The following is a 25,519-nucleotide window of genomic DNA, read 5'->3' as shown; positions in this document are numbered from 1 at the left end:
CTCAAGGAGGATCGCTGACATGCTGGCCGTACTCGCGGTGAGCGACAAGCGGAACATCGAGCCGCTGGCCGCCGGACTGCTCCGGCTCGGCTGGAGGGTCGCGGCCACGGAGGGGACGTACCGGCTGCTGCGCGACGCGGGCCACCAGGTCGAGAACATCGCCGACCTGGCCGGCGTCCCGACCCTGCTGGGCGGCCGGGTCAAGACCCTGACCGTCTCCGTGATGGGCGGCATCCTGGCCCGGGAGACCGAGTCCGACCTGCGCGAGATGGCGGAGTACGGCATCCCCCGGATCGACCTGGTCTGCAACAACTACTACCTGCTGCCCGAGCCGCAGCCGGGCCTGGAGCCGGCCGGCTTCCGGGAGAAGGTCGACGTCGGCGGGCCCGCGATGCTGCGCGGGGCGGCGAAGAACTTCGAGCACGTCATCCCGCTCAGCGACCCGGACGACTACGACGAGGTGCTGAAGCTGCTGGAGCAGGGCGGCGGCAGCCCGTCCGCCGTCCCCGTGGAGCGCCGACTGGCGCTGGCCGGCAAGGCGTTCCGGATCAGCAGCGCGTACGACGCCTCGGTGGCGGAGCTGTTCGGGGCGAGCGGGGGCCGGTCGTGACCGGACTGGCGCTGGTCTACCAGCTGCCCGAGGAGCTGCTCGCCGGGCCCGCCGCCGGGATCGTCGCGGCGGCCGGGCGGGCCGAGGAGGCCGGGGTGCACGCCCTGCTGCTCGGCGACCGACCGGCCGCCCGGCCCGGCCGGGCCGCCCCGCCCGCCGCGGTCGTCACCGCCTCGATGCTCGCGGTGTGCACCCGGCGGATCGGCCTGGTGATGGACGCCGCGCCGGCCTACTGCGAGCCGTACAACCTGGCCCGGATGGTCGCCTCGCTGGACCACATCAGCGGCGGCCGGGCCGGCTGGCGGGTGGTGACCGGCCCCGACCCGGAGGCGGACGCCAACCACCGCCGGGACGGCGTCGACCCGGCGGACGGCCGGGAGGCCCGGACCGCGGAGTTCCCGCCGCTGCTGCGCGACCTCTGGGACACCTGGGAGGACGGCGCGTTCGTGCACGAGAAGGACACCGGGCGGTTCATCGACCCGGACCGCGTCCACGTGCTGGACCACGTGGGCCCGGTGCTGCGGGTGCGCGGGCCGCTCAACCTGGTCCGCCCGCCGCAGGGCCACCCGGTGGTGCTGGCCCCGGCCGGCGAGCCGCTGCTCGCCGCCGAGGCGGACGTGCTGGTCGCCGGGGCGCCCGACCGGGCGGCGGCCGCGGACCGGCCGCAGCTGGCCACCGTCACCCCCTTCGTCGCGGAGACGGCGCAGCGGGCCCGCGAACTGCACGCGGCCGCGGGCGCCCCGCTGTCGGACGACGGGCACGCGGTGCTGGTCGGCGACCCGGCGCAGGTGGCCGGGCAACTCGCCGCCTGGGCCGACGGCACGCCGCTGGACGGCTTCCTGCTGCGGCTCCCGCAGTCCGGCAGCGTGGCGGCGTTCACCGACCTGGTGCTGCCCGAACTGCGGGCCGCCGGGCGCTACTCGGGCGCGTCCGGGGCGGGCACCCTGCGCGAGCAGCTGGGGCTGGCCCGGCCCGCCAACCGGATCGTCGCCCGGCTCACCGCCGCCGGCGCGGAGAGGAGCTGACGACGTGTCCGAGCGAGAACTGCACCTCGGGCTGATGTTCTGGGCGACCGGCACCCACGCCGCCGGGTGGCGCCACCCCGACGCGGCCGCCGACGCCGCGTACGACATCGGCCTCATCCAGGAGGTCAGCCGGGAAGCCGAGCGGGCCAAGTTCGACTTCGTCTTCCTGGGCGACCGGCTGGCCAGCGACCCGGGTCTGCAGCACAGCAACCCGGCGCAGATCTCCCGGCTGGAGCCGTACAGCACAGCCATGGCGATCGCCGCCGCCACCAGCCACATCGGCGTGGTGGTCACCGCCAACCCGACCTACTCCGACCCGTACGCCATCGCCAGGCTGCTGGCCTCGCTGGACCACCTCAGCGACGGCCGCGCGGCCTGGAACCTGGTCACCGGCGCGGACCCGGCGGCGGCCCACAACTTCGGCCGGGACGCCCACTGGGACACCTCCCGGCGCTACGACTGGGCCGAGGAGACCCTCCGGGTGGTCCGCGAGCTGTGGGACTCCGCCCCGGAGCCGGACGGCACCGGGGCCCGTCGGATCGACCACCGCGGCGAGTTCTTCGCGGTGGACGGCCCGCTGGACGTCGCCCGCCCGCCGCAGGGCCACGTGGTGGTGTTCAACGCCGGCACCTCGGACCGCTCCCGCGAACTCGGCGCCCGCGACGCGGACATCGTGTTCGCCGGCCCGCAGCCGACGCTGGCCAAGCGCCGGGAGTACTACGCCGACATCAAGGCCCGGGCGGCCCGGTACGGCCGCGCCGACCACGTCGCGGTGCTGCCCGGCCTGACCCCGATCGTCGCGCCCACCACCGAGGAGGCGGTCGCCCTGCACGACCGGCTCAACGCGCTGCTGGTGCTCGACCCGGAGCAGGAGATCGGCGACATCGTGCGCGCGGGCGGCATCGGCGAGGGCCACCGGCGCAACCTCACCTCCGCCTCCGAGGTGTTCGGGGTGGACGTGCGCGGCAACGACCTGGCCGCGGCCGTCCCGGCGAGCACCCTGGCGGCGGTCTCCGAGGAGGGCGCCCGGCGGCTCGCCGAGATCACCCGGCTGACCAGGCGCACCGTCGACGGGCCGGACCGGATCACCTACGGGGACCTCGTCCACGCCACCCCCGCCCAGCTCTCGTACACCGTGGTGGGCAACCCGGAGGAGGTGGCCGACATGATCCAGGAGTGGTTCGAGGAGGGCGCCGCCGACGGTTTCAACATCTACCCGGCGTACGTCCCGGGGGCCGTCACGGCGTTCACCGAGTTGGTGGTGCCGGTGCTCCAGCGGCGCGGGCTGTTCCGCAAGGAGTACGGCGGACGCACCCTGCGCGACCACCTCGGGATGGCCGTCCCGACGCGCTGAGGCGCCAGGCCCTGTCCGGCCGACGAACGACGGTGGGCCTCCGGAATCCCGGAGGCCCACCGTCGTTCGTCGTCGCCGTGGGTCAGTGCCGGTCGGTCTCAGTGCTGGGCGGCCTCCGCGGCGGCCGGGGCCGGGGCGGCGGCCGGGGCGGTGGCGAAGCCCTTGCGGCCGAGCGCCAGGATGGTCAGGGTGACCAGGGCGCCCGCGGTGCCGCACAGCGCCGCCCAGTGCTCGTTGGTGTGCGCCAGCACGTTGCCGACGGCCGCCGAACCCAGCGAGGTGCCGGCCGCGAACAGCGTCACCAGCCAGGCGAAGGCCTCGGTGGTGGTGCCCGGCGGCGCCAACTCGCCCACCAGCACGAAGGTGACGGTCAGCATCGGGGCCAGGAACGCGCCGGTGAGCAGCATCAGCACCACCATGTAGCCCGGCGGCGGCACCAGCACCAGCAGCCCGTACCCGACCACCAGGCCGGCGGCGAACAGCACCCCGCGGTTGGCGAGCGTGCCCGGCCAGCGGCGCGAGCCGTAGACCAGCACACCGGCCAGCGAGCCGAAGGCGTTCAGGGCGAGCAGCGAGGGCGCGCCACCGGGCACGTCCCAGCGCTCCGCGTACGAGACCACCAGCACGTTCAGGGTGCCGATCGCGAAGCCCACCCCGGTCAGCGCGCTGAGCAGGGTGACCAGCCGGCCGCTGCGCAGCGGGCCGAGCCAGTCGGTCGAGCGCGCCTCGGCCCGCCACTCCCGGGACGGCCGGGCGCTGGCCACCACCGCGACCCCGAACAGCCCCAGCAGCGCCTGGACGTACAGCGCGGCCGTCGGCGACCAGATCGCGACGCTGCCGGTGACCACCAGGGGGCCCGCCACGAAGACGAGTTCCTGGGCGCTGGAGTCCAGCGCGTAGGCCGACTCCAGCTTCTCGGCGGGGGCGATCGCCGGCCAGAGCACCCGCAGGCAGGGCTCCAGCGGGGGCGTCATGGAGCCCGCGAGTACGGCGCCGACCAGCACGGCGGCGGGCTGGTGCGGCGCCAGCGCGATGGCGAGGAAGCCCGCCGCGGCGAGCAGCGCGGTCGGCACCAGGACGCGGGTCTGCCCCCAGCGGTCGACCAGCCGGCCCAGCAGCGGTGAGCCGACCGCCGCCGAGATGGCGTAGGAGCCGGCCGCGGCGCCGACGAAGCCGTACCCCGCCCCGGCCTCGCGCAGCGCCAGCGGGATGGTCAGCGCGGCCATCGCGGAGGGCAGCCTCCCCACCCAACTGCCCAGCAGCAGACGGGTGACGGAGGGGGACCGGAGTAAGACGAGGAAGCTCATGAGCACCACCTTAGGGGGATCTACGCGCGTGTACCCATCGATTCAGGGATTGGCCGGGACATGAAGACGGAGCACCGCCGGACGGTCCGTACGTACCCCCACCTCGATGTCCGTGACGGCGGTCGCGCGGTGGTGCGCCAGGCCCGGCGCGGCGGTGACCCAGGCGTGCCCGGTGGGGCGGTCCGCCCAGCACGCCACTCCGTCGCCGCGGGCCGTGCTGTGCCAGAAGTAGCGGTGCTGGTGTCCGGGCGGGAACAGGGCGAGCAGGGCGGGAGGGGCGTCGCGCAGGTCGACGCCGAGCAGCCGGTCGCGCTCGTCGAAGGTCAGCCAGACCTCGCCGCGGTAGCCGATCCGCACCAGCGGGCCGGTCGCCGGAGCGTCGAACACGGCCTGCAGGAAGCCCGACTTCGGGTCCCAGTCCACCCGGGGCACGGCCGCCGGGCCGGGGCCGGGCCCGCCCGCCGGGAAGCCCAGCCCGGCCTCCGTCCGGTAGTCGGCGGCCAGCCGGTGCACCAGGTCCATCCGGTCGGCGGCCAGTCGGCGGGCCGGCGCGGTCAGCAGCTCGCGCTCGGCCCGGAGCAGCGTCTCGTACAGCTCCGGCGGGGCCGGCCGGGGGCGGCCCGCGGCCGGGTCCGGGTCGTCCGGGTGCCAGGGCGGGCCCTCCCCGGTCAGCGCCCGCTGGAGCCCGGCGGCGCCCATCGCGTCGATCCGCTCGGCGTCCAGCACGGCCGCGCCGTACGGGCTTTCGGCGGGCCGGGCGCCCGGCCCGACCACCGTGAGCAGCTCCGGGTGCAGCTTTCCGGGCACCCCCGAGCGGGTCAGGAAGTCCAGGGCGGTGTCCCGGGCGTCGCCCGGGGCGTCCCGCGCACCGGGCAGCCGGAAGCGGTGGTACAGGTAGGCGGCGCAGTGGGCGGTGCCCGCGGCGAGCCCCGACTCCTCGGCGATCCGGCCCGCCAGCACGGCGGTCCGGGAGAGGTGGCCGGTGTCGTAGGGCGCGTCGAGCGCGCCCAGGTCGGCGAGGGTGTGGTCGTGCAGGCGCTCGAATATCGACGTCACGGCCTTCGGACTCCTCGGTCCGTGCTGGGTGGGCGTGGAGCGGCCTGCCCGAGCGCGGCCGGCGGGTGCTGCCGGGCGTCCGGTCGGGCGGGGCCGGTGGGAACGGATCGGTGGAGAGGCGGAACGGCCGACTTCTCTCCGGATCCGCCCGTCAGGATCGTTCGCACCGATCCACCCTGTCAAGAACGCCTACGGGTCTCCCGGCGCCCCGTCAGGTCAGCCGCCCGCGCTCCGGATCGACCCGGAACGCGGCGGCGAGGTCCGCCGCCAGCGCCGGGATCTCCGTCAGGGCGAGGCCCGAGACGGTCAGCCGCAGTCCGGGGCCCGAGCGCAGCCGGAAGGTCGCCCCCGGGGCCACCGCCCAGCCCCTCTGGAGCAGTGCCACCACGGCCGAGGTCTCGTCCCGCACCGGGATCCAGACGTTGAAGCCGCTGCGCCCCAGCGCCGGCACGCCCTCCGCGGCCAGCGCGCGGATCAGTGCGCCGCGCCGCTCGGTGTAGTGGGCGGCCACCCGGGCGCGGTCCACCGAGGCGTCCGTCAGCAGCCGGGCGGCGGCCCGCTGGAGCACGTGACTGACCCAGCCGGTGCCCAGCCGCTGGCGGCCGCGCAGCCGGTCCACGGTGTCGGCGTCGCCGGTCAGCACGGCCAACCGCATGTCGGGGCCGAGGAGTTTGGTGACCGAGCGGACCACCGTCCAGTGCCGCGTGATCGGGCGCCCGTCCGCCGCGCACACCGGGTGGTAGGGGGTGTCGGCGATGGCGTGCCCGAAGTCGTCCTCGATCAGCAGTACGTCGGGGTGGTCGGCCAGCACCGCGCGCAGCTCGGCTGCCCGGGCGGCGCCGACCGTCGCGCCGGTGGGGTTCTGGGCGCGCGAGGTGATCACCAGGGCGGCGGCGCCGGCCGCCAGCGCCTCCGCGACGTCCTGCGGGCGGGGGCCGTCGTCGTCCACCCCGACCCCGGTCATCCGCAGGCCGAGGGCCGGGAGCAGGTCGTGCAGGCTGCCCCAGCCCGGGTCCTCGACCGCGACCAGGTCGCCCGGGCGCAGCCGGGTCTGCAGCACCCGCTCGATCGCGTCCAGCGCGCCCGAGGCGACGGCGGTGGACCCGGCGGGCAGGCCGTCGGCGGTGAACTCCCGCCGGGCGATGGCCAGCAGGCCGGGGTCCATCGCCGGGCGGCCGTACAGCACCGGGTCGCGCAGCTGCTCGTCGGCCGCGAAGGCCAGGGCGTCGGCGAGCGGCGGGAGCAGCGCGGCGTTGGGGTTGCCGTCCGTCAGGTCCCGTACCCCGTCCGGCACTTCGAACTGTCGCTGGTCGCGCGGGGTGTGGGTGGGTCGGGGCAGCACCCGGGTGCCGCGTCGGCCGCCGGTCTCGATGACGCCGCGGTCGCGCAGCAGCCGGTAGGCCGCCGCGGCGGTGTTGGGGTTCACGCCCAACTCGGTGGCGAGTCGGCGGAGCGGGGGCAGGGGGCTGCCCGGGGCGAGGCGTCCGGCGGCGACCGCCTGCTCGACGTCGGCGGCGATCTCGGTGGCTCGACGCCCGCGAATCCGGTGCTGCTCTGGCATGATGACCATTCTGCACGACTGCTTCCGGACCCGTTCGGAGTCCGCCCGGTCGGCTCACGTCCGAACCGCGGGACCGGCTCCCCGGCGCAGTCCCCGGCACGGTCCCGGGGCGGTCTCCGGAGCGGTCGTCGGCACAAGTCATCGGTACGTACTTCGAGGTGGATCAGTGATGCTCAAGGGCCAGACGCTCGTCTTCGACGCCGACGACACGCTGTGGGAGAACAACGTTCTCTTCGAGCGCGTCATCGACGGCTTTCTGAACTGGGCCTCCGCGCCCGAGGATCGCACCCGTACCAGGGCGTTGCTGGACGAGATCGAGGCGAAGAACGCCGTCACCCTCGGGTACGGCGCGGAGATGTTCCGGCAGAGCCTGCGGGACTGCCTGGAGTCCCTCAACGGGCGAATCCCGACGGACGCCGAGAACGACCGGGTGGAGGAACTCCTCACCCCTCTGACCAATCGCCGGGTCGAGCTGATCGAGGGCGTCGCGGAAACCCTCCTCACCCTCTCCGGGGAGCACGAACTCCTGCTGCTCACCAAGGGGAACCTGGAGGAGCAGCAGCGGAAGGTGGACGCCTCCCGGATCGCCCACCACTTCCGCAGCATCCACATCGTGCCCGAGAAGAACGTGGACACGTACCGGCAGCTCACCGCCGATCTGGGCCTGGAGGCCGGGCGCACCTGGATGATCGGGAACTCGCCGAAGTCCGACATCCTGCCCGCGCTCCGGGCCGGTCTGAAGGCCGTCTACATTCCGCACGAGCACACCTGGGTGCTGGAACACGACGAGTTCCGGCCCGAGGAGGCGACGCTCGTGCTGCGCACCTTCGCGGAGTTGCTGGAACACTTCTGAGCCAAGCCCCCCCGATCATGACATGGCCTCCTCTAAACCTACCGGAGGCCCTTTCTTTCCGGTCACACCCGTGCCAGACTTGCCGCACCGCTGATCATTTAAGTCCTAGGCACCGTTGTGTGCCCGACCTCCTGAGAGTGACCTGTGGCCTCCTTAGACGCGGTTTCCGTGACTTCCCGCACTCCGGACATCCAGGGGCGGAGTAAGAAACTCTGGCATGTCGACGAGGGCCTCTGCCTGATCGAGATGATTCCCTCGCTCCGGAGTTTCACCTTCGATCGCGACGAACTCATCGACGGAACAGCTGAGTTGCGTCTCGACTTCTTCGAATTCGTTTCGGCGCGGCTCGCCGAACGCGGTGTCCACACCGTCTTCCGCGAGCGGGTGGGGCCGACCAGTTACCTCGCCGACTACCGGCCGGCCCCGCCGTTCGAGGTCATCGTCAAGAACCGGGCGACCGGTTCGACCATCCGCAAGTACCCCGGCCTCTTCGAGGAGGGGCAGGTCCTGGACCACCCGGTCGTCAAGTTCGACTACCGGACCGACCCGGAGGACCAGCCGATCGGCGAGGACTACCTCCGGCTGCTCGGCGTCGACGTGGAACACCACCGACAGCTCGCGCTCGACTGCAACGCGGCCCTGCGCGACCTGCTCGCGCCGCTCGACCTCTGGGACTTCTGCCTCGTCATCGCGTCCGACGACGAGCACGGACTGGTCGTCAACTCCGAGATCTCGCCGGACTGCATGCGCCTCAAGACCGTCGACGGCATGCCCTACGACAAGGACATGTTCCGGCAGGGCGCCGGCCGGGAGGACATCCTCGCCCGCTGGGCCGAACTGATCAAGATGGTCTCCGGTGGGTGAGGCCTCGGGGCCGCCGGTCGCCCTGGTGACCGGCAGCAACCGGGGCACCGGACGGGCCGTCCGCAGCCGGCTGATCGCCGACGGGTACCACGTCCGCTGCCTCAACCGCACCCCCTGCGACGACCACGAGGACGCCGTCACCGTCGACTTCGCCGACCCGGCCGCCGTCGCCCTGGCCGCCGAGCGGGTGCTGGCCGACGCCCCGCGGCTGGACCTGCTGGTCGTCAACGCCGTCGCCCGCGGCTTCGGCGCCGTCGCGGACGTCACCGCGCAGGACTGGGACGAGGCCGTCGCGGTCAACCTCACCGCGCCGCTGCGGCTCGTCCAGGCCGCGCTGCCGCTGCTGCGCCGCAGCCAGGGGCACATCGTGCTGATGGGCTCGCACGCGGGCTCCCGGCCGTTCGAGGGCGGGGTCGCCTACTGCGCGACCAAGGCCGCGCTCAAGCAGGTGGCCGAGGTGCTGCTGATGGAGGAGCGCCGGCACGGGGTGCGCACCACCCTGCTCAGCCCCGGAGCGATCCGGAACTTCGACGACGACCACTCCGCGTACAAGATGAGCGTGGAGTCCGTCGCCGAAGTGGTGTCCTGGGCGGCGTCCACGCCGCGCGACACCGTCCTCGGGGAGATCGAACTCCGACCCGGCAGGCTGGACACCCCACCTGTCGTCGGGCTCGATCGCCTCCAGTACGTCTGACCGCACGTCTGAAGGTGCAAGAACTGCGACCGACAGGAGTGGAACCGTGGAACCGCATACCGGCACGGCCGGACCCTGCACGGCCGGACCCTGCACGGCCGAGCCCGAATGGGACGAGGGGCGACGGCGGTTCTCCGCCGACCTGCTGCCCGACGCGGACGGGCCGGACGCGGCCCTGATGTCCTTCCGGACGGTGGTGTGGGTCGGGTTCGGCGCGTCCGGAGCGGTCACCTCGGTCGACGTCCACGACATCCCGGCCCGGCTCTCCGACCGGATCCCCCGGGTGGAGGGCGATGACGTCCTCGGTCGCTCGGTCGTCGACACCCAGTGGCTCTGGGTGCCGTTCGGCAAGGAGCCGACGGCCCGCCGGCACGCGGGCACCGCCGAGGTGGCGGCCGTGGTGACCGGCGCGGGCCTGGCCCGGCTCACCCTGACCTTCGTCCCGGAAACCCCGGAGGGCTGACCATGGCCGACGGCTACCGCCTGCTCGCCTGCGACCTCGACGGCACCCTGCTGGACTCCGCCGGCGCGCTCCCCGGCGCGGTGTCGGACGCGCTCGACCGGGCGGTCGCGGCCGGCCTCACCGTCGCGGTGATCACCGCCCGCCCCCCGCGCGACGTGCCGGCCGCGATCCGGGCGGGCATCCCGCCCTCGGCCTACTGGGCGCACGGCAACGGGGCGTTGGTGTTCCGGCCGGGCGAACACCGGCCGAGCCGGCAGCTGGTCTTCGACCCGGCGGTGCCGCACCGGCTCGCGGCCGCCCTCGGGGAGGCGCGGCCGGACTGGGCGCTGGCCTTCGACCTGCTGGACGGGACGGTCGTCCAGCCGGGCTTCCCGGAGGAACTGGCCCGGCACTGGAACGGGGTCGAGTGGCGCGGCGGCGTGGAGTCGGCGCGGCCGGTGGTGAAGCTGCTGGCCTGCCCGTTCGCCCCGTTCGGCGTCGAACTCGTGCGTACGGTACAGGAGTTGGTGGGCATCGACGCCGAAGTCACCGCCTCCGGACCGCACTTCCTGGAGCTCGGTCCGCGCGGCACCGGCAAGCACGGGGTGCTGGCCTGGATCGCAGCCGACCTCGGCCTGGACCTCGCCCAGACCGCCGCCGTCGGCGACGGCCTGAACGACTGCGGGATGATCCGGCTCGCGGGCCTCGGCGCCGCCCCGGCCAACGCCCCCGAGGCCGTCCGGAGCGCCGCCGACCGGCTGCTGCCGAGCAACGACGAGCACGCGGTGGCCCACCTGGTGGACCAACTGCTGGGCTGAGCCGGCGGCGGGAGCGCTCAGCAGTCCGGGACGGGATCCGTCTCGCTGGAGATGTCGGTGTCCTTCACGAAGCCGAGCCGCCCGTTGTCCGCGACGGTCATCAGCCACCGGGTCGGGTGCGGGCCGCCGACCCAGGCCTGGTTGTCCTCCTTGCAGTAGAACCAGCTGGGGTCGGTGTTCAGGTAGCCGACGACGGTGTCCGGGTCCGGGTAGAGGTGGTTGTCGCCGACGGTGCCGTAGACCGCGGCGCCGGGCACGTTGTGGCAGTACCACCGGTTGCTCTCCCCGGGCCAGCAGCTGTCGGCCGCCGAGGCGGCGGGCGCGGCCACCACGCCCAGGCTCACGGCGAGGGCGGTGGCGGCAGCGGAGGCGGTGATCCGGGCGGCGCGGACGGTGCTGAACATCTCTCACTCCTGGCGTCGTGCCTGCGAGTCGGTCCGGCCGCAGGGTGCCCGGCGCCCCCGGCGTGTCACACCTGCGCCTCCGGCCTCGGCCCGAACTGGCCGGACTCCCACGGTTCGTGACCGAACTCCTTCGCTCGCCCGCGCGGACACCCGGGCGGGTGTTCACCCGTGGCGCCCCGGTGCTCCGGCTCCCGGGCCGACTGCGCGGCGGCGGCGCGTCCACCGGCTCGGCGGGCGGCCGATCGCCGTGGTCGCCCACGTGGCCAGCTCGGACTCCGCCCGGTGCCGGCCCAGGGCGCAGAAACGGCGCCGCAGGGAGCGCATTCCGGATGACATGCGCCCGCTGGAGCCCGATCGGAGCGCCCGCCGGGCCGCCCCCACGCGTCAGGCCGAGTTCCAGCTCGTCGGCGTCCGTCCGCGGCTCCGCCGGATCCTCGCTCTCCTGCGCGCCGCCAACCTCCTGCCACCCCCACCCGCCGCAGGCGGCGTCCTACCTGTCGCTCTGGCTCTCGATGCCCGCGTCGGCCACCGCGATGGCGATCCCGAGCGCCTCCGTGATGTGGGTCGCCGCCGACATCACCCGGGCCGTGCCGACGATCGGCGCGATCGCGACCAGTACGTCCTGCAGTTGACTGGCGGTCATGTGCTCGCGCAGTGCCGGTTCGAGGTGTGCGAGGTATGAGACGGCCGGTGCGTCCATGGCGGCCAGGGCCGCGATCCGGATGGGGATCAGCATGTCGGGGGCCAGGCCGCAGCGCTCGATCGAATCGGCGGTCATGGCCATGAGGGTGTCGAGAACGGGAGTTTCCGATGTGGTGGGCATGACATCTCCAGGTGTCGCTCTGCTCGATCTGGGCTTCCGCCCGGACGGGGCGTCCTTCGGCCGCCCCGTCCGACGGTAGGCAGGTGCCGGACCGCGCGCGCGGAGAGTGAGCCGCCCGAGTGGAAGGCCCTGCGACCATGGCCGGCGAGCGGCGAAGTAGCAGCCGTCTCGCGGTCGTGGCAGTTTGGTGGGAGAGGCCTCCGACCGGGTCGCACGGAAACGGGCGACATCTTTCTCCGAAGGAGCCCGAGCATGGCCGGCAACGTCAGCAGAGCACAGGCTGGTACTCAAGTCAGTCGGAAGCGGTTCGCAACGGGTTGGACGCTCTTCGCCGCCTGCATGATGATCTTCGGTGGCACGATGGCGCTCTTCGAGGGGATCGGTGCCATCGTCAACGACGAGCGCTACGTCATCACCGGCAACTACGTCTACAAGTTCGACACCACCGGATGGGGCTGGCTGCACCTCATCCTGGGCATCGTGATTCTGCTGGCGGGCTTCGCGCTCCTCGGCGGCGCGATGTGGGCACGGATACTCGGCGTGATCGCCGCAGGCCTGAACATGATCGCGAACTTCCTGTGGCTGCCCTACTACCCCTTCTGGGCCATCGTCCTGATCGCCGTCGACGTCGCCGTCATCTGGGCACTGACGGCAGGGACGCACCGGGAGGAGGTGCGAACCTAGAGCGGGGGTGACGGCAGGGCCGGACCCACCGGCCCTGCGCCGACCCGACCTGGCGCCGCGCCGGCTGCCCGGGTTCGTCGCGCGTCGCCCTCGTCCTCGACCGGTGAGTCAGCCGGCCGTTCCCGGGGGACGGGACGGGTGCCCACGATTCACCCGTAGGCCGAATCCCGGTGGTGCGTGCACGACACCTCGCTTCTCCTGTAAGCACGTGCGGTGGTCGACGGCCACCCACTCGAGGAGGAAGCGATGGCGTCGACCCCATCAGAACCCGATCCTGAAGGCCGCGAAGGCGGCGGTGGGAGCAATGGCGGTGCGGGCCGGGAGGGACCGCACGAGCAGCCCCCGGTGTCGCCGCCGGCCGGCAGCCCTGCGACACCCTCCCCGCCCGCCGGCACCGGCTCAGAAGAGACCGAGATCGCCCGGCTGCACGCCCGCATCGCCGCGCTGGAAGCAGCGCCGAAGAAGCGGGAGCACCACCGTTGGCGGACCTCCGGGGCCACGATGCTGATCGTGATCGCCTCCTTGCTGTCCTTGCTGTCCGTGGTGGCGGTGTGGACATCCGGCTTCGTCGGCAACACCGACCGCTATGTCCAGACCATGGCTCCGCTCGCCACCGAACCCGACATCCAGCAGGCCGTGACCAACCGCGTCACCCAGGTCGTCCTCGAGCAGATCGACGTCGACGCGCTGGTCAAACAGCTCTCGGACGCGGCGGCCGAACAGGGCGTGCCACCGAACGCCGCGAGTCTGATCGGCAACCTGAGCGGGCCGATCAAGAGCGGACTCACCCAGCTGGTGAGCACGGTCGTCAACAAGGTCGTCACCAGCGACCAGTTCGCCACCATCTGGGTCGATGCCAACCGGGCCGTCCACACCGCCCTCGACAAGGCCCTCACCGGCAAGGGCGGTGGCGCCGTCACTCTCGAGAACAACCAGGTCGCCATCGACATCGCGCCGATCGTCGCGAAGGTGAAGACCGAACTGGTCGACGCCGGTCTGGGCCCGGCCGCGAAGATCCCGGACGTCCACACCAACTTCGTGGTCTTCCAGTCGCAGGACGTCGGCAAGGTCAAGACGTACTTCCGGCTGCTGGAGATCATGGGCGCCTGGCTGCCGGTCGTCAGCGTGCTGATCGCCGCGGGCGGCGTCTTCCTGGCGGTCAACCGGCGCCGCGCGCTCGTCGGCGCCGCCGTCGGGGTGGCGCTGGCCATGCTGCTGCTCGGCATCGTGCTCACGGTCTTCCGCGCGATCTACCTCGACCACCTGCCGCCGGGCGCGAACCAGGCGGCCGCGGGCACGCTCTACGACACCCTCATCCGCTTCATGCGCGCCACGATCCGTGCGGTCGGCGCGGTGGCCGTGGTCACCGCCGTCGGTGCCTTCCTGATCGGCCCCTCCAAGCCCGCCGTCGCCGTCCGCACCGCCTGTCGGCGCATCATCACCTCCCTGCGCGACGCGCTGTACTCGCTCGGCATGAAGCTCGGCCCCGTCGGCCCGTTCGTGCACCGCTTCAAGCGCTGGATCGGCGTGGTGATCCTGCTCGTCGCCGCCCTGATCCTGGCGACCTGGTCCTACCCGACCTGGGCCGTGGTCCTGTGGATCACCTTCTTCGTGGCGCTGGCCTTCGCCATCCGGGAGTTCCTCGACACCGGGCCGGGCGGCGACCGGACACCACCGACGACGGCCCCGGGCGGACCGCCACCGGCCCACGCCTGACCGCGGCCGGTGTCGTCCCGGCCCGGCCGGCAACGGCCGGGCCACCAGGGCGGACGGTGTGGGGCCGGGCCCGAAGCCGAGAGCCACGAGTCGGCAGCGGAGGGAAATCGGCACCCGGTACTCCTGACGATCCGGGGACCGGTGCGCCACGTCCCGCTGGTCCCTGGACATGTCCGGCGGCAGAGCGTGCAGGTTCCTGGCCGCAGAGATCGAACGGGAGAAGGACCGTTGCCCCAGCGGCCCGGTCACGGTCCGCGAAGGCGCTGGGGCTGTCGCTGCGGCTGGGACCGGCCGTCATGGTCTCACTCGGTCCTTCCCGTACGTTACCCACCGTGATCCCGCCGAACGTGGGCTTCGGAGAGCGCCCACGCGTCCCGGGCCTCCACTCTCTCGACCAGGCGTGCGGACCGGTGGTGGAGAACCTGCTCGCGAGAGGTCGCGCTGCGCTCGCCTCGTGACCGGGCCGGGATCAGGACCGGCCGGTAGCCGGACAAGCCGTCGGAGGAGGGGCGGCAGCGGCCACGGGGAGTGGCTCTGATGAAATTCCGGGATCGCCCGTAGTGATCGTCAGGGCCGTGCCCGGAACTCCGTGCCCCGACCGGGTGGCGGTGCGGACCGTGGCCGCAGTCAACGGGCCTCGTTCCAGCCCGAGGGCCACGATAAGAGGGTGGCCACCGTAGAGGAACCCCCTGCCGACGCGCCGGAGTCCGCCCTGACCCGCTTCGTGCTGCGCGCGGCCGCGGCCGACCCCGCCCACCTGCCAGAACTGCTCGCCAACTTCGCTGTCCACCACCTAGGCCGTCGCGCCGCTGCCTCGGTCGCCCGCGCCCGTGAGCAGCACCCCGAGGCCGGTGACGCCGAGCTGCGTGCCATGGTGATCACACGGGGTCGGCGGGTCAGTCAGAGCGAGGGCGCTTTCGTGGGAGGCCCATTGATCGTGCTCGCCCCGTTCGCGTTCTGCACGGCGCTGCTGACCCAGAGCCGGATGATGCTGGAGCTGGGCGCGGTGGCCGGACGGGAGCCCACCGCCCCGGCCCGCGCGGCCGAGCTGCTGGTGATCCAGGGTGTGTACCCGGACGAGGAGCGGGCCGCCGCCGCGCTGGAGGCAGCGGCAGCGGCCCGTCCCGTCCCTCCCGGCCGCATTGCCGCGCTGTGGAGCGTGGTGAAGCGGATGGCGTACCTGCTCGGCGTGGCCACGCCCGACGAGCGGCCGGTTTCGGTGGCCGTGCATGTCCGGCGGTGGGTGCTGGTCGTGGCGGTCCTGCTCGTCGGTCTCGTCGCCCCCTTGATCTGGCTGCCCTACCTCGGCTACTCCTACCACCGCGCGACGCAGGAACTCGGTGACCGCGCCTCCGCGTACTACTCGGGAGACGGTTCCCCCGGGGCGTCCAGAAGCACCGCCGAGGTCCAGCCGGCGCTTGTGGGTGGCATCCTCAGCGTGCTGCTTTCGCTGGTGGTGCCGATCGGGGCGGTGGTGGTCCTGGTCGCCGCCGATGTCCGGCTGGCGGGCAGCCAGTATCCGGTACTCGCGATCGCGCTGATCGCGCTCTCCGCCGCGGTCTGCGGGGCGTGGTACCTGCGGCGCCGGCGCCGCCGCCGTTCGGAGACCTGGCCGACGGCTCCGTGAGGTGCCACCTGGGCAGATCACTGGCCGAGAGCAACGGCCACCACCGACAGCCCCCGGGGAACACGACCTCTGGCAGCCGGCCGACGAGAGGGCCGGCCCTGTAGTCGTCCGTCGTCCGTCGTCCGCGATTTCGCCGCTCCGCTGGTCGTCGAGGACCGTCCGGCGTGTTGTGGATGGACGGGGCGGCGCATGCGGCGGCGAGGAGAATCCGGTGGGCGGGATCGTCGGCATCGCGGCGGCTGACGGGCTGTGCGGACATCGGGGTCGTCTCCTTCCGAATGGCGGGTGCGGTCAGCCCGCCCGGTTGTCGCGTGAGGCGCGGCCGCTCCACACGGGTTCCAGCTGGGCCCAGGAGTGTTGCCACGCCCGGTCGGCTCGGCGGTCCAGGACGTCCAGACGGATGCCGAGTCCAGTGACGACGAGGACGCCGAGGACGCCGAGGAGGAACAGTCCGAGGCAGGCCGCCTTGGCGGCGATGGCGGCCGATCCGAGCGGGGACGCCACGGAACGGCCGGCGTCGTCGACCCATATGCCGATGGTCGAACCGGGGGCCGTGCCGCCCGGCACCGGGACGCTGCCCGTGGTGCGGTGCCCGGTGGGGTAGACCCAGACGGCGTCCGCCTCGTACCGCCGCCTGCCGGCGCCGGTGTCGGCCTCCCGCTGCGCCGGAGTCAGCACGACCGCCTGGACCTGGTGCAGGCGGTCGGCCGTCACCGAGGCCTGGTGCCGGACAACGGCGAAGTCGGCCGCCGCCGCGCCCGCGCCGCCGAGCACGGCAAGGCCGATGCCGAGCACGGCCAGGACCAGGGCCCGGCTGCGTGAGCGGTCGATCGTGCGACCCAACGGATTCCGGCCCTTCCCGAGAGCCTGCCGCAGGTGGTGGCGGAAGAGCGGCACCGGGCCGGCTAGCTCGGGCGCGGTGTTCATTTCCGGTGCTCCTTCGTGGACGGTCTGGCAGATGGTGGCAACCGGCACGGGCCGGTCTTCAGGGGTGGGGGACGACCGCCACCGGGGCGGTGGAGTGGTGGAGTACGGCGTGTGCGACGGGTCCGAGCAGCATGCCGATGCGGTGACGGCGCTCGCGTCGACCGATGACGACCAACTCGGCACCGGCGGAGGCGTCCAGGACGGCCTTCGCTCCGCCGCCGAGCCGGACGTCCTCGACGACGGCCACGCCCGGATGGTTCGCCAACTGACGGGTGAGGTGCTGTGACAGCAGGGCCGCCTTCGTACCCTCCTGGCCAGGGATGTCCACCGGAGGCGGCATCATGCCTCCGAAGGCCCAGGCCGGGGCCGGGTCCCAGCCGTGGACGGCGCGCAGCCCGGCGCCGCGGCGCTCCGCCTCCGCGAAGGCGAATTCGAGGACTGCTTCGTCCGGTTCACCGGAGTCGATGCCGACCACGACGGAGCCGACGGCGGCGGTGCTCGCGCGAGGGAGGGGTCCTGCCTCGCGGACGAGGACCGTCGGGACCGTCGCGCGGGCGGCGACCGCGAGGGAGACCGATCCGACGAGCAGGCCGGCGAATCCCCCGAGGCCCCGGGAGCCGAGCACCAGCATTTTTTGTCCCCGTGCTTCGGCGACCAGTCCGTCGACCGGGTCGTCGGGCCTGACGGCGGTCTCTACCGGCAGTTCCGGGTGGGCGAGGCGGAGTCGGTCGGCGACGCGGGCGAGGGCGTCGAGCGCGGCGGGCCTGAGGTCGCCGGGCTCGGCCCGGTCCGCGTTCTCGCCGTTCAGCCAGGGCCAGACGTGCAGGAGGCGCAGGGGCGCTCCGAGGCGCTGGGCCTCCGCTGCCGCCCACATGGCGGCGGTTTCGCTCTGCGGTGAGCCGTCGAGGCCGGCCAGGACGTGTCGCGTCGTCACGGATGCTCCTTCGGGGTCGGGTTGAGGGCCGGGCCGGACCGTGGCCCGGCGAGCACCAATCTCCCGCGGGGCCTCGCGGGACCCCAGGGCCGGACGGAACCCGCCGGTGGGCCGGTGGTCCCGAGGGGGCGGATCCGGCAATGCGTCGCGCGCCATGCGCCGGTGGGCGGTCCGGTGCAGTCGGGACCATCGGACAGGGAAGACAGGGACCGCCGGTGCGGGAAGCGGGACCGTTGGCCCATGGGGCCGGCCGCTCGCGGATTCGAGGATCTTCTCAGCGGGCCACGGCGGAGACCGGGCCCGTCAGCGCGGTCAAGCAACTGGCAAAGGAGCCCTTGATGTCCGTACACGACAGCGGAAGACCACCGGTGAGCACGTCGGGGGACGGCCCACAAGGGCGTAATACCTCCTTCGGGCTGCCCGCGGCGACGGCGCTGGTGGTGGGCAGCATCATCGGTACCGGCGTGTTCGCGCTGCCGTCGGCGCTCGCGCCGTACGGGCCGATCGCGCTGGTGGCGTTCGTGCTGGTGACCGTCGGGGCGCTGGCGCTGGCGGTGACCTTCGGGCGGCTGTCGGAGCGAGTGCCCGGCAGTGGCGGGCCGTACGTCTACGCCCGGGAGGCGTTCGGCGAGTTCGCCGGGTTCCTGACCGCCTGGTCGTACTGGATCACGGCCTGGGCCGGGAACGCGGCCATCGTGGTGGCCTGGGTCGGCTACGTCGAGGTGTTCGTCAACAAGGGCCACCACACCGGGGCTTCGGTCGCGATAGCCCTGGTGGGCCTGTGGCTGCCGGCGATCGTGAACCTGGCCGGTGTGCGCAGCATCGGGGCGTTCCAGGTGGTCACCACGGTGCTGAAGTTCCTGCCGCTGGCGTTCATGGCCACGGCCGGCCTGTTGTTCGTGAAGTCCGGCAACTTCGGGGCCTTCAACGCCAGTGGCGGTTCGGCGCTGGGTGCCGTGTCGGCGGCCGGGGCGATCGCGCTGTTCAGCTACATCGGCCTGGAGACCGCCTCGGTGGCGGCCGGGCGGGTGCGGGAACCGAAGCGCAACGTGCCCCGGGCGACCGTCTACGGCACCCTGGCCTGCGCGGCGATCTACCTGCTCGGCACCCTGGCCGTCTTCGGCACTGTCCCGCACGGCCAACTCGGCTCCTCCACTGCGCCGTTCACGGACGCGATGAACAACATCGCGGGCGGCGCCTGGGCCGGGAACCTGGTCGCCGTCGCGGCGATCATCTCCGGGCTCGGGGCACTGAACGGCTGGACCATGATCTGCGCGGAGATGCCGATGGCCGCCGCACGCGACGGGCTGTTCCCGTCCGCGTTCGCCGGCACCCGGGGCCGTGGTGAGGTGCCGGCCTTCGGCATCGTCTCGGCGACGGTCCTCGCGTCGGTGCTCACCGTGATCAGCTACACGCGGTTCACGCAGGTGTTCACCGAGATCGTGCTGCTGAGCGTGCTCACCGCTGTCATCCCGTATCTGGTCTCGGCCGCCGCGCAGCTGTACTGGCTGGTGCTGCACGGTCGGGAGGAGGTGGATCGGCGCCGCTTTGCGCGGGACGTCACCGTCACCGCCCTGGCGCTGGCGTTCTCCTACTGGTCGATCCAGGGCAGCGGCTACCAGACCGTCTACTACGGCCTGTTCACGGTCCTGCTCGGCATCCCGGTCTACATCTGGCTGAAGCGACCGCACGCCCGGCCCGCGGCGGGAGCCCTCACCGGCACCGCCGCCCCGACCACCGCCACCGAGCCGGCCCACCACGACGAGCCGCCGTTGAAGGCGGCCCGTACCGCACGGCCCGTCGGCCTGCCGACCGTTCTCCGGCGCGCACTGACCGCGCGCCACCTGCACTGAACTCCGAGGAGCACCAACAATGTCCACCCTGCGTGTCGATTCCGAAGCGGGCCGCCTGCGTCAGGTGATCCTGCACCGTCCGGGCCTGGAGCTGTCCCGGCTGACCCCGCGCAACGTCGACGACCTGCTGTTCGACGACATCCTGTGGGCCAAGCGCGCCCGCGAGGAGCACGACGCCTTCGCCCAGGTGCTGCGCGACCACGGCGTTCGCGTGCACCACTACGCCGACCTGCTCGCCGAGACCCTCGACCTGCCGCCGGCCCGGTCCTGGCTGCTGGGGCAGGTGGTCACCCCGGCCAATGTCGGCCCTGCCCTGGTCGAGCCGGTGCGCGAGCTGTGCGAGGAACTCGACGGCCGAACGCTGGCCGAGTACTTGATCGGTGGTGTCCTCAAGGACGACCTGCCGCTGCGCAAGCCGCACAGCCTGGTGTGGAACACCGTCGGCGAGCAGGACTTCGCCCTTCCGCCGCTGCCCAACCACCTCTTCCCGCGCGACAACTCCTGTTGGATCGGCGCTCGGTACAGCCTCAATCCGATGGCGAAGCCGGCCCGGCGGCGGGAGACCCTGCACACCGCCGCGATCTACCGCTTCCACCCGCTGTTCGCCGAGACCGCGCCCCCGCTGCTTGACGGCACCACCACCGCGCCGGGGCTCAGCATCGAGGGCGGAGACGTCCACGTGATCGCCCCGGGCGTCGTCATGGTCGGAATGGGCGAGCGCACCACCGCCGCGGCCGTCGAAACCCTCGCCCGACAACTGTTCCTCACCAACACCGCGCACCGGCTGATCGCCGTGCAACTGCCGCAGAGCCGGGCGTTCATGCACCTGGACACCGTCATGACGATGATCGACCGGGACACCTTCACGCTCTACCCGGGCCTGGACCGCGAGTTGCGCTCCTGGACCCTCACCCCCGCCCCCGAACGCCCGGCCGGCTTCGACGTGCGGACCGACACCGACCTCGCCGCCTCGCTCGCCGAGGCCCTCGACCTGGACAAGATCCGCTTCCTGTCCGCCGACCAGGACGCCCGCGCCGCCGAACGCGAACAGTGGGACGACGGCAGCAACTTCCTCGCCCTCGCCCCCGGCGTCGTCGTCGGCTACGAGCGCAACACCACCACCAACACCCACCTGCGCAAGCGGGGCGTCGAGATCGTCACCATCGCGGGCTCCGAACTCGGCCGCGGCCGTGGCGGCCCGCGCTGCATGAGCTGCCCGATCCAGCGCGACCCCGCCAACTGACCCACCTCACCCGGCCAACCCGAGGAGCGAACAGCCATGACCATCGACCTGCGCGGCCGCCACTACCTGCGCGAACTCGACTTCACCGCCGCCGAGATCCACCACCTCCTCGACCTCGCCGCCGAGCTGAAGGCCGCCCGACGCGCCGGCACCGAGACGCCTCGGCTGACCGGCCGCAGGATCGCCCTGATCTTCGAGAAGAACTCCACCCGGACCCGCTGCGCCTTCGAGGTCGCCGCGGCCGACCAGGGCGCCATGACCACCTACCTGGGCCCGGACGGCTCGCACATCGGCCACAAGGAGAGCATCGCCGACACCGCCCGCGTGCTCGGCCGGATGTACGACGGCATCGAGTACCGGGGCTTCGAGCAGGACGCCGTCACCGAGCTCGCGGCCCACGCCGGTGTGCCCGTGTACAACGGCCTGACCGGCGCCTGCCACCCCACCCAGAGCCTGTGCGACGTCTTCACCATGCGCGAGCACAGCGGAAAGCCGCTGGAGGAGATCTCCTTCTGCTACCTCGGCGACGCGCGCAACAACACCGCCAACTCCCTGCTCACGATGGGGAGTCTGCTGGGCATGGACGTGCGGATCGCGGCACCGCGCGAGCTGTGGCCGGACCCGCTGCTCGTCTCCGTGTGCCGGCGGCTCGCCCAGGACAGCGGCGCTCGGGTCACTCTCACCGACGAGGTCGAGGAGGCCGTGCGCGGGGCGGACTACCTCTACACCGACGTGTGGGTGTCGATGGGCGAGGACCACGCCCAGTGGCCCGAGCGCATCGCCCGGTTGCTGCCGTACCAGGTCAACGCGAAGACGATGGCGGCGACCGGCAACCCGGACACCGCCTTCCTGCACTGCCTGCCCGCCCTGCACGACCGCCGCACCGACCTCGGCGCCGAACTCGCCGACGAGCACGGGCTCGACGGCCTCGAAGTCACCGACGAGGTCTTCGAGTCGCCGGCCTCGCTGGTCTTCGACCAGGCCGAGAACCGCATGCACACCATCAAGGCGATCCTCGTCGCCACCCTCGGGAGGAAGTGACCATGCGCATCGTCGCCGCACTCGGCGGGAACGCCCTGCTCCAGCGAGGCGAGCACCCCGACGCCGCCGTCCAGCAGCACCACGTCCACGACGCCGCCCGCTCGCTCGCCGAACTCGTCACCGCCGGGCACGAGTTGGTGATCACTCACGGCAACGGGCCACAGATCGGCCTGCTCGCCCAGGAGAGCGAGGCCGACCCGGCGCTCACCGCGCCGTACCCGCTGGACGTCCTCGGAGCCCAGACCCAGGGCATGATCGGCACCCTGCTCGCCCGCGAGCTCATGGGCCGGCTGCCGCGCCGCGCCGTCACCGCACTGGTGACCCACACCGAGGTCGACCCCCACGATCCCGCCTTCCAGCGGCCGGGCAAGTTCATCGGCGGGCAACTCACCGACCACCAGGCCAGGACGATGGAGACCGAGCGGGGCTGGACCATCGGGCGGGACGGTGAGCACCTGCGCCGGGTCGTTCCCTCACCCCGTCCCACGGCGATCGTCGAACTCCCGGCCATCCGGGCGCTCCTGGCCACGGGCTCGGTGGTGATCGCCGCCGGGGGCGGCGGTGTCCCGGTCACGCGGGACCCGGACACCGGCCTCGTCCACGGCGTCGAGGCGGTCGTCGACAAGGACCTGGCCGCGGCGCTGCTCGCCGAACAGCTCGACGCCGACGCGCTGCTGATCCTCACCGACGTCACCCACGTCTTCACCCGCTTCGGCTCCACCCGCCCCGGCCCGCTGGTCAGCGTCACACCCGACCGGCTGCGCGAACTGGACCTGCCGGAAGGGTCGATGCGGCCCAAGGCCGAGGCCGCCGCCGCCTTCGCGGAGCGGACCGGAGGTCTCGCGGCCATCGGCCCCCTCGACAACGCACTGGGCACGGTCCTCGGCACCACCGGCACCACCGTCCGCGCGCTGCCGGGCGCCGCAGGGGAGGGACCCAAGGCGTTGCCGGCGGGACCTTCGACCCTCGGCCCGGCCGGTCAGCGTGCGGCAGTCTGACAACCACCCGGAAAGGAAACCGTGATGACCCGTCTGCAGATCCGACCCGCCGCCGAGGTCCTGGTGGCGACCCGCGGTGAAGTCTCCCTGGGTGCACCCGACTACGCCAGGACCAAGCTGCTCGCGGTGCTCGAACGCCTCGACGAGCCGGTCCTCGCGGTCCGGGTGAAGCTCACCCAGGAGCCCAACCACGCCGTGGCCAAGCCGTCGACCGCCCAGGCCACGCTCGACCTCAACGGCCGGCCCGTCCGGGCCCACGTCGCCGCCGCCACCATGCAGGAAGCCGTCGACCTCCTCCAGGACCGGCTGAACGCCAGGATCGCTCGGGTCCGGACCCACCAGCGGCACCACCGCCACCACGCTGAGCCGCCCGCGGCCAGCGGGCGCGAGCACAGGCCGCAGCGCCGGGTGCTGGATGCTGAGGAGCGCCGCATCGTGCGGCACAAGAGCTACAGCCTCGCGCGCCAGACTACCTGGGCGGCGGTGTTCGAACTGGAAGCGATGGACTACGACTTCCACCTGTACACCGACGCGGCGACGGGCTGCGACAGCGTCGTCCGCCACGACGGGGCGACCGGAGCGTACCGGATCGTCTCGGCCGGAGCGGCACCCGAAGCCGAGCCGGGCATCGCGGTGAGCACCAGGGCCGTGCCCGAACTGACCGTCGCCGACGCCGTCTCGCGCCTCGACCTGAGCGGCCTGCCGTTCGTCTTCTTCACGAACGGCGAGACCGGTCGTGGCAACATCCTGTACCACCGCTACGACGGCCACTACGGCCTCATCACACCCGCGCAATAGCCAGCGCGAGCCGGGGGCCAGCCGGGACCGGTAATGCGACCGGGGGAGCGGTCGGGGCCGTCCTCCGGCCGCCCTGGAGCGGCCCTGGACATCCGCGCGCACGGCCCGCCACCGAAGCCACGGTGGCGGGCCGTGGCGTTGGGTGCTGCTCTGGACGCGAGGTTGTCCCGAATGGCCGAAGGGCGCACCCGAGACATCTCGGGTGCGCCCTTCGGCCGGTCGGCGGAGGCTGTCGCGCGCTCAGCCGAAGGCGGTCTCCAGCGCCCGGAACGCCGTCTTCGGATCGGAGAGGGCGTGGTGGACGGCCGGAATCGGCTTGTCGAGGCCGAGCAGTCGGTACACGGCGTGCATGGCGCCGCGCACCGAGTACTCGACGGTGAAGACGACGTCCTCGGGGATCTCGACGTACTGGCCGAGGAAGGCGAAGTTCCGCGCGCCGTGCGGGATCACCCGGGGCCGGTCGTGGACCGAGCGGCGGGCGAACTGGCTGGTGATGTAGGGCATCATCACCGTGGTGACGGTGGTGGTGGCGCGGACCTCGTCGGCGATGTCGTCGAAGCCGAGCTGGCCGAGGAGTTCGGTGAGGATCTCCCGTCCGGTGGACTCGGCCATCGTCGTGCCGGTGTGCTCGCCCGGGGTGTCGATGAACAGGCCGTAGCCCCAGAGGGTGAGGACGTCCTCGGGCTGCCCGTCGAAGTGCGGCGGACGGGGCACGACGATCGACATCAGCCAGGGCGAGTCCCTGAAGGTCATCAGCGCGCCGGTGCCCGGGGCGTTGCCGCTGAACTCCTCGATCCGCCTGAGCAGCGCGGGGCTTCGCATGGTCAACGTGAAGGACTCCCAGGCGGCTTCGCCGACGTTGCCGTTGAAGACCGCCGGCTGCCCGAAGTCCGGCGCCTGGCGGGAGAGGGTCTCCCACAGCGTCCAGTTGCCGTCCCGCTTGTCCCGGATCAGCTCCGGCACGGTGTCGTCGTCGCCGTAGGCAGCGTCGGCTGTCATCGAGCCGAGCGTGATGAACGCCAGGTCGAGCTCGGCGAGTTCGACGCTCTCCCGGTGGCCGTCGCGGAGCAGGTGGAGGCGCTTCGCGCGGCGGATACCGTCCTGCTCGGTGAAGTCGACGTCGGTGACGGTGACGCCGTGCTCGAAGCGCACACCGCGCTCCTGCAGCCACCGGGTGAGCGGCCGGACAATGGAGTCGTACTGGTTGAGGCGGGTGCGGCGCACGCCCGCCAGGGTGTGGATGCGCGGGAACTCCTGGAGGAAGCGCAGGAAGTAGCGCTTGAGCTCGATCGCGCTGTGCCAGTTCTGGAAGGCGAAGGTGGTGCGCCACATCGCCCAGAAGTTCGTGGCGAAGAAGTGCTCGGAGAAGAACTGGTCGATCCGGCGGTCGCCGATCACCGACTCCGGCAGGACGAGCAACCGGGCCAGCTCCAGCCGGTCCCGGGCGTCGAGACCGAGGCGCGCGGCGTCGAGGACTCGGTGGTCCCGGTCGATCAGCCGGGCCCTGGCACGGGTGGGCCAGTCCCGGTTGAACCGGACGATCTCATCCCGCACCGAGACGTTCTCGTCGTCGAGGGTCGGGATCGTCTCCAGGAGGTTCCACAGGCAGGTGTACGCCTCGTCCTCCAGCATCCGCCCGCCCCGGGTCACGTACGCCCGTTCCGGGGATCCGCGGCCGTCGAGCGAGCCGCCGGCCAGCGGGAGCTGCTCCAGGACGTGGATGTTCTCGCCGGGGAACTCGCCGTCGCGGATCAGGAAGGCCGCGGCGGCCAGAGCCGCTATGCCGCCGCCGACCAGGTAGGCCTTCGTCCCGCGCCCGCTGTCGATCATGATCTGTCCCACTCGTCCACGTGTCCGTGCGCCGTGCGGCGCGCCTGCACGGGTTGT

24 protein-coding genes are annotated in these 25,519 nt (G+C 72.8%); 16 read left to right on the top strand and 8 right to left on the bottom strand.

Annotation, left to right across the window (positions count from 1 at the left end):
- The first annotated feature begins 19 nt into the window (after nucleotides 1–19).
- From ACZ7BZ_RS11765 to ACZ7BZ_RS11755, 3 genes are read left to right on the top strand one after another with little or no spacing between them, the layout of a single operon-like run.
- Nucleotides 20–610, top strand: a complete 591-nt coding sequence (locus tag ACZ7BZ_RS11765; protein ID WP_380462722.1) for a hypothetical protein — start codon at nucleotides 20–22, stop codon at nucleotides 608–610.
- Complete coding sequence (locus ACZ7BZ_RS11760; protein WP_470358221.1) at nucleotides 607–1,635, top strand: LLM class flavin-dependent oxidoreductase; 1,029 nt, start codon at nucleotides 607–609, stop codon at nucleotides 1,633–1,635. The genes ACZ7BZ_RS11765 and ACZ7BZ_RS11760 overlap by 4 nt, the downstream gene beginning before the upstream one ends.
- Nucleotides 1,636–1,639: 4 nt before the next feature.
- Nucleotides 1,640–2,989, top strand: a complete 1,350-nt coding sequence (locus ACZ7BZ_RS11755; RefSeq protein WP_380462719.1) for an NtaA/DmoA family FMN-dependent monooxygenase — start codon at nucleotides 1,640–1,642, stop codon at nucleotides 2,987–2,989.
- A 98-nt stretch (nucleotides 2,990–3,087) separates the two neighbouring features.
- Here ACZ7BZ_RS11755 and ACZ7BZ_RS11750 read toward each other — a convergent pair whose 3' ends face one another.
- The 3 genes from ACZ7BZ_RS11750 to ACZ7BZ_RS11740 all read right to left on the bottom strand — a co-directional run bounded on the left by ACZ7BZ_RS11750 (nucleotide 3,088) and on the right by ACZ7BZ_RS11740 (nucleotide 6,913).
- Nucleotides 3,088–4,296, bottom strand: coding sequence for an MFS transporter (locus tag ACZ7BZ_RS11750; RefSeq protein ID WP_380454441.1), 1,209 nt, complete (start codon nucleotides 4,294–4,296; stop codon nucleotides 3,088–3,090).
- A gap of 42 nt (nucleotides 4,297–4,338) precedes the next feature.
- Nucleotides 4,339–5,352 carry an HD domain-containing protein gene (locus ACZ7BZ_RS11745; RefSeq protein ID WP_470358220.1) on the bottom strand — a complete coding sequence of 338 codons (1,014 nt, stop codon included), beginning with the start codon at nucleotides 5,350–5,352 and terminating at the stop codon, nucleotides 4,339–4,341.
- A 211-nt stretch (nucleotides 5,353–5,563) separates the two neighbouring features.
- Nucleotides 5,564–6,913 carry an aminotransferase class I/II-fold pyridoxal phosphate-dependent enzyme gene (locus ACZ7BZ_RS11740; protein WP_470358219.1) on the bottom strand — a complete coding sequence of 450 codons (1,350 nt, stop codon included), beginning with the start codon at nucleotides 6,911–6,913 and terminating at the stop codon, nucleotides 5,564–5,566.
- A 169-nt stretch (nucleotides 6,914–7,082) separates the two neighbouring features.
- Here ACZ7BZ_RS11740 and ACZ7BZ_RS11735 point away from each other — a divergent pair, with 169 nt between their 5' ends.
- From ACZ7BZ_RS11735 to ACZ7BZ_RS11715, 5 genes are all read left to right on the top strand, one after another.
- On the top strand, nucleotides 7,083–7,766 hold the full coding sequence (locus ACZ7BZ_RS11735; protein WP_470358218.1) for an HAD family hydrolase: 684 nt from the start codon (nucleotides 7,083–7,085) through the stop codon (nucleotides 7,764–7,766).
- Between the two features lie 168 nt (nucleotides 7,767–7,934).
- Nucleotides 7,935–8,630: a phosphoribosylaminoimidazolesuccinocarboxamide synthase gene (locus ACZ7BZ_RS11730; protein WP_465740224.1), complete on the top strand. Its 696-nt coding sequence runs from the start codon at nucleotides 7,935–7,937 to the stop codon at nucleotides 8,628–8,630.
- Nucleotides 8,623–9,324, top strand: a complete 702-nt coding sequence (locus ACZ7BZ_RS11725; RefSeq protein WP_470358217.1) for an SDR family oxidoreductase — start codon at nucleotides 8,623–8,625, stop codon at nucleotides 9,322–9,324. The genes ACZ7BZ_RS11730 and ACZ7BZ_RS11725 overlap by 8 nt, the downstream gene beginning before the upstream one ends.
- 46 nt (nucleotides 9,325–9,370) lie before the next feature.
- Nucleotides 9,371–9,787: a hypothetical protein gene (locus ACZ7BZ_RS11720; RefSeq protein ID WP_470358216.1), complete on the top strand. Its 417-nt coding sequence runs from the start codon at nucleotides 9,371–9,373 to the stop codon at nucleotides 9,785–9,787.
- Between the two features lie 2 nt (nucleotides 9,788–9,789).
- Nucleotides 9,790–10,584: an HAD hydrolase family protein gene (locus ACZ7BZ_RS11715; protein WP_470358215.1), complete on the top strand. Its 795-nt coding sequence runs from the start codon at nucleotides 9,790–9,792 to the stop codon at nucleotides 10,582–10,584.
- A 17-nt stretch (nucleotides 10,585–10,601) separates the two neighbouring features.
- Here the strand turns inward: ACZ7BZ_RS11715 and ACZ7BZ_RS11710 are convergent, their stop codons facing one another.
- Nucleotides 10,602–10,988, bottom strand: coding sequence for a hypothetical protein (locus tag ACZ7BZ_RS11710; RefSeq protein ID WP_470358214.1), 387 nt, complete (start codon nucleotides 10,986–10,988; stop codon nucleotides 10,602–10,604).
- A gap of 490 nt (nucleotides 10,989–11,478) precedes the next feature.
- Nucleotides 11,479–11,811: a carboxymuconolactone decarboxylase gene (locus tag ACZ7BZ_RS11705; RefSeq protein ID WP_380454459.1), complete on the bottom strand. Its 333-nt coding sequence runs from the start codon at nucleotides 11,809–11,811 to the stop codon at nucleotides 11,479–11,481.
- A 252-nt stretch (nucleotides 11,812–12,063) separates the two neighbouring features.
- Between ACZ7BZ_RS11705 and ACZ7BZ_RS11700 the strand changes: the two genes are divergently transcribed.
- The 3 genes from ACZ7BZ_RS11700 (at nucleotide 12,064) to ACZ7BZ_RS11690 (ending at nucleotide 15,838) form a co-directional block, all read left to right on the top strand.
- On the top strand, nucleotides 12,064–12,495 hold the full coding sequence (locus ACZ7BZ_RS11700; protein ID WP_470358213.1) for a DUF7144 family membrane protein: 432 nt from the start codon (nucleotides 12,064–12,066) through the stop codon (nucleotides 12,493–12,495).
- A gap of 345 nt (nucleotides 12,496–12,840) precedes the next feature.
- Nucleotides 12,841–14,211 carry a hypothetical protein gene (locus ACZ7BZ_RS11695; protein WP_470358212.1) on the top strand — a complete coding sequence of 457 codons (1,371 nt, stop codon included), beginning with the start codon at nucleotides 12,841–12,843 and terminating at the stop codon, nucleotides 14,209–14,211.
- A gap of 667 nt (nucleotides 14,212–14,878) precedes the next feature.
- Nucleotides 14,879–15,838 (top strand): hypothetical protein, encoded by a 960-nt coding sequence (locus tag ACZ7BZ_RS11690; protein WP_470358211.1) that lies wholly within the window; start codon nucleotides 14,879–14,881, stop codon nucleotides 15,836–15,838.
- Nucleotides 15,839–16,129: 291 nt separating this feature from the next.
- Here the strand turns inward: ACZ7BZ_RS11690 and ACZ7BZ_RS11685 are convergent, their stop codons facing one another.
- Both ACZ7BZ_RS11685 and ACZ7BZ_RS11680 read right to left on the bottom strand, forming a co-directional pair.
- Nucleotides 16,130–16,765: an Rv1733c family protein gene (locus ACZ7BZ_RS11685; protein ID WP_470358210.1), complete on the bottom strand. Its 636-nt coding sequence runs from the start codon at nucleotides 16,763–16,765 to the stop codon at nucleotides 16,130–16,132.
- A gap of 58 nt (nucleotides 16,766–16,823) precedes the next feature.
- Entirely contained in the window at nucleotides 16,824–17,699 is an 876-nt protein-coding gene (locus ACZ7BZ_RS11680; RefSeq protein WP_470358209.1) for a universal stress protein, read from the bottom strand.
- 437 nt (nucleotides 17,700–18,136) lie between these two features.
- On the opposite strand from ACZ7BZ_RS11680, the gene ACZ7BZ_RS11675 reads away from it, so the two are divergent.
- The 5 genes from ACZ7BZ_RS11675 to ACZ7BZ_RS11655 are packed head-to-tail and all read left to right on the top strand — an operon-like array spanning nucleotide 18,137 to nucleotide 23,632.
- Nucleotides 18,137–19,552 (top strand): amino acid permease, encoded by a 1,416-nt coding sequence (locus ACZ7BZ_RS11675; RefSeq protein WP_470358277.1) that lies wholly within the window; start codon nucleotides 18,137–18,139, stop codon nucleotides 19,550–19,552.
- Nucleotides 19,553–19,571: 19 nt separating this feature from the next.
- Nucleotides 19,572–20,795 (top strand): arginine deiminase, encoded by a 1,224-nt coding sequence (locus ACZ7BZ_RS11670; RefSeq protein ID WP_470358208.1) that lies wholly within the window; start codon nucleotides 19,572–19,574, stop codon nucleotides 20,793–20,795.
- 36 nt (nucleotides 20,796–20,831) lie between these two features.
- Nucleotides 20,832–21,836 carry an ornithine carbamoyltransferase gene (gene argF / locus ACZ7BZ_RS11665; protein ID WP_470358207.1) on the top strand — a complete coding sequence of 335 codons (1,005 nt, stop codon included), beginning with the start codon at nucleotides 20,832–20,834 and terminating at the stop codon, nucleotides 21,834–21,836.
- 2 nt (nucleotides 21,837–21,838) lie between these two features.
- Nucleotides 21,839–22,834 (top strand): carbamate kinase, encoded by a 996-nt coding sequence (locus tag ACZ7BZ_RS11660; RefSeq protein ID WP_470358206.1) that lies wholly within the window; start codon nucleotides 21,839–21,841, stop codon nucleotides 22,832–22,834.
- A gap of 24 nt (nucleotides 22,835–22,858) precedes the next feature.
- Nucleotides 22,859–23,632: a ribosome hibernation promotion factor gene (locus ACZ7BZ_RS11655; protein ID WP_470358205.1), complete on the top strand. Its 774-nt coding sequence runs from the start codon at nucleotides 22,859–22,861 to the stop codon at nucleotides 23,630–23,632.
- A 240-nt stretch (nucleotides 23,633–23,872) separates the two neighbouring features.
- On the opposite strand, the gene ACZ7BZ_RS11650 is transcribed toward ACZ7BZ_RS11655, so the two are convergent.
- The gene (locus tag ACZ7BZ_RS11650; RefSeq protein WP_470358204.1) at nucleotides 23,873–25,462 is read right to left on the bottom strand and encodes an oleate hydratase; all 1,590 of its coding nucleotides are present in this window, start codon (nucleotides 25,460–25,462) and stop codon (nucleotides 23,873–23,875) included.
- Nucleotides 25,463–25,519 lie beyond the last annotated feature (57 nt).

This window comes from Kitasatospora sp. NPDC036934 (assembly GCF_055608425.1).
The sequence above is the reverse complement of the archived record's forward strand: the minus strand, read 5'-3'. Positions and strand labels throughout refer to the sequence as shown.

Coding starts and splice junctions, on each gene's coding strand:
- ACZ7BZ_RS11710 (WP_470358214.1), bottom strand. CDS start 10,988: ATGTTCAGCACCGTCCGCGCCGCCCGGATCACCGCCTCCGCTGCCGCC.
- ACZ7BZ_RS11670 (WP_470358208.1), top strand. CDS start 19,572: ATGTCCACCCTGCGTGTCGATTCCGAAGCGGGCCGCCTGCGTCAGGTG.
- ACZ7BZ_RS11700 (WP_470358213.1), top strand. CDS start 12,064: ATGGCCGGCAACGTCAGCAGAGCACAGGCTGGTACTCAAGTCAGTCGG.
- ACZ7BZ_RS11655 (WP_470358205.1), top strand. CDS start 22,859: ATGACCCGTCTGCAGATCCGACCCGCCGCCGAGGTCCTGGTGGCGACC.
- ACZ7BZ_RS11750 (WP_380454441.1), bottom strand. CDS start 4,296: ATGAGCTTCCTCGTCTTACTCCGGTCCCCCTCCGTCACCCGTCTGCTG.
- ACZ7BZ_RS11765 (WP_380462722.1), top strand. CDS start 20: ATGCTGGCCGTACTCGCGGTGAGCGACAAGCGGAACATCGAGCCGCTG.
- ACZ7BZ_RS11660 (WP_470358206.1), top strand. CDS start 21,839: ATGCGCATCGTCGCCGCACTCGGCGGGAACGCCCTGCTCCAGCGAGGC.
- ACZ7BZ_RS11715 (WP_470358215.1), top strand. CDS start 9,790: ATGGCCGACGGCTACCGCCTGCTCGCCTGCGACCTCGACGGCACCCTG.
- ACZ7BZ_RS11735 (WP_470358218.1), top strand. CDS start 7,083: ATGCTCAAGGGCCAGACGCTCGTCTTCGACGCCGACGACACGCTGTGG.
- ACZ7BZ_RS11650 (WP_470358204.1), bottom strand. CDS start 25,462: ATGATCGACAGCGGGCGCGGGACGAAGGCCTACCTGGTCGGCGGCGGC.
- argF (WP_470358207.1), top strand. CDS start 20,832: ATGACCATCGACCTGCGCGGCCGCCACTACCTGCGCGAACTCGACTTC.
- ACZ7BZ_RS11705 (WP_380454459.1), bottom strand. CDS start 11,811: ATGCCCACCACATCGGAAACTCCCGTTCTCGACACCCTCATGGCCATG.
- ACZ7BZ_RS11685 (WP_470358210.1), bottom strand. CDS start 16,765: ATGAACACCGCGCCCGAGCTAGCCGGCCCGGTGCCGCTCTTCCGCCAC.
- ACZ7BZ_RS11740 (WP_470358219.1), bottom strand. CDS start 6,913: ATGCCAGAGCAGCACCGGATTCGCGGGCGTCGAGCCACCGAGATCGCC.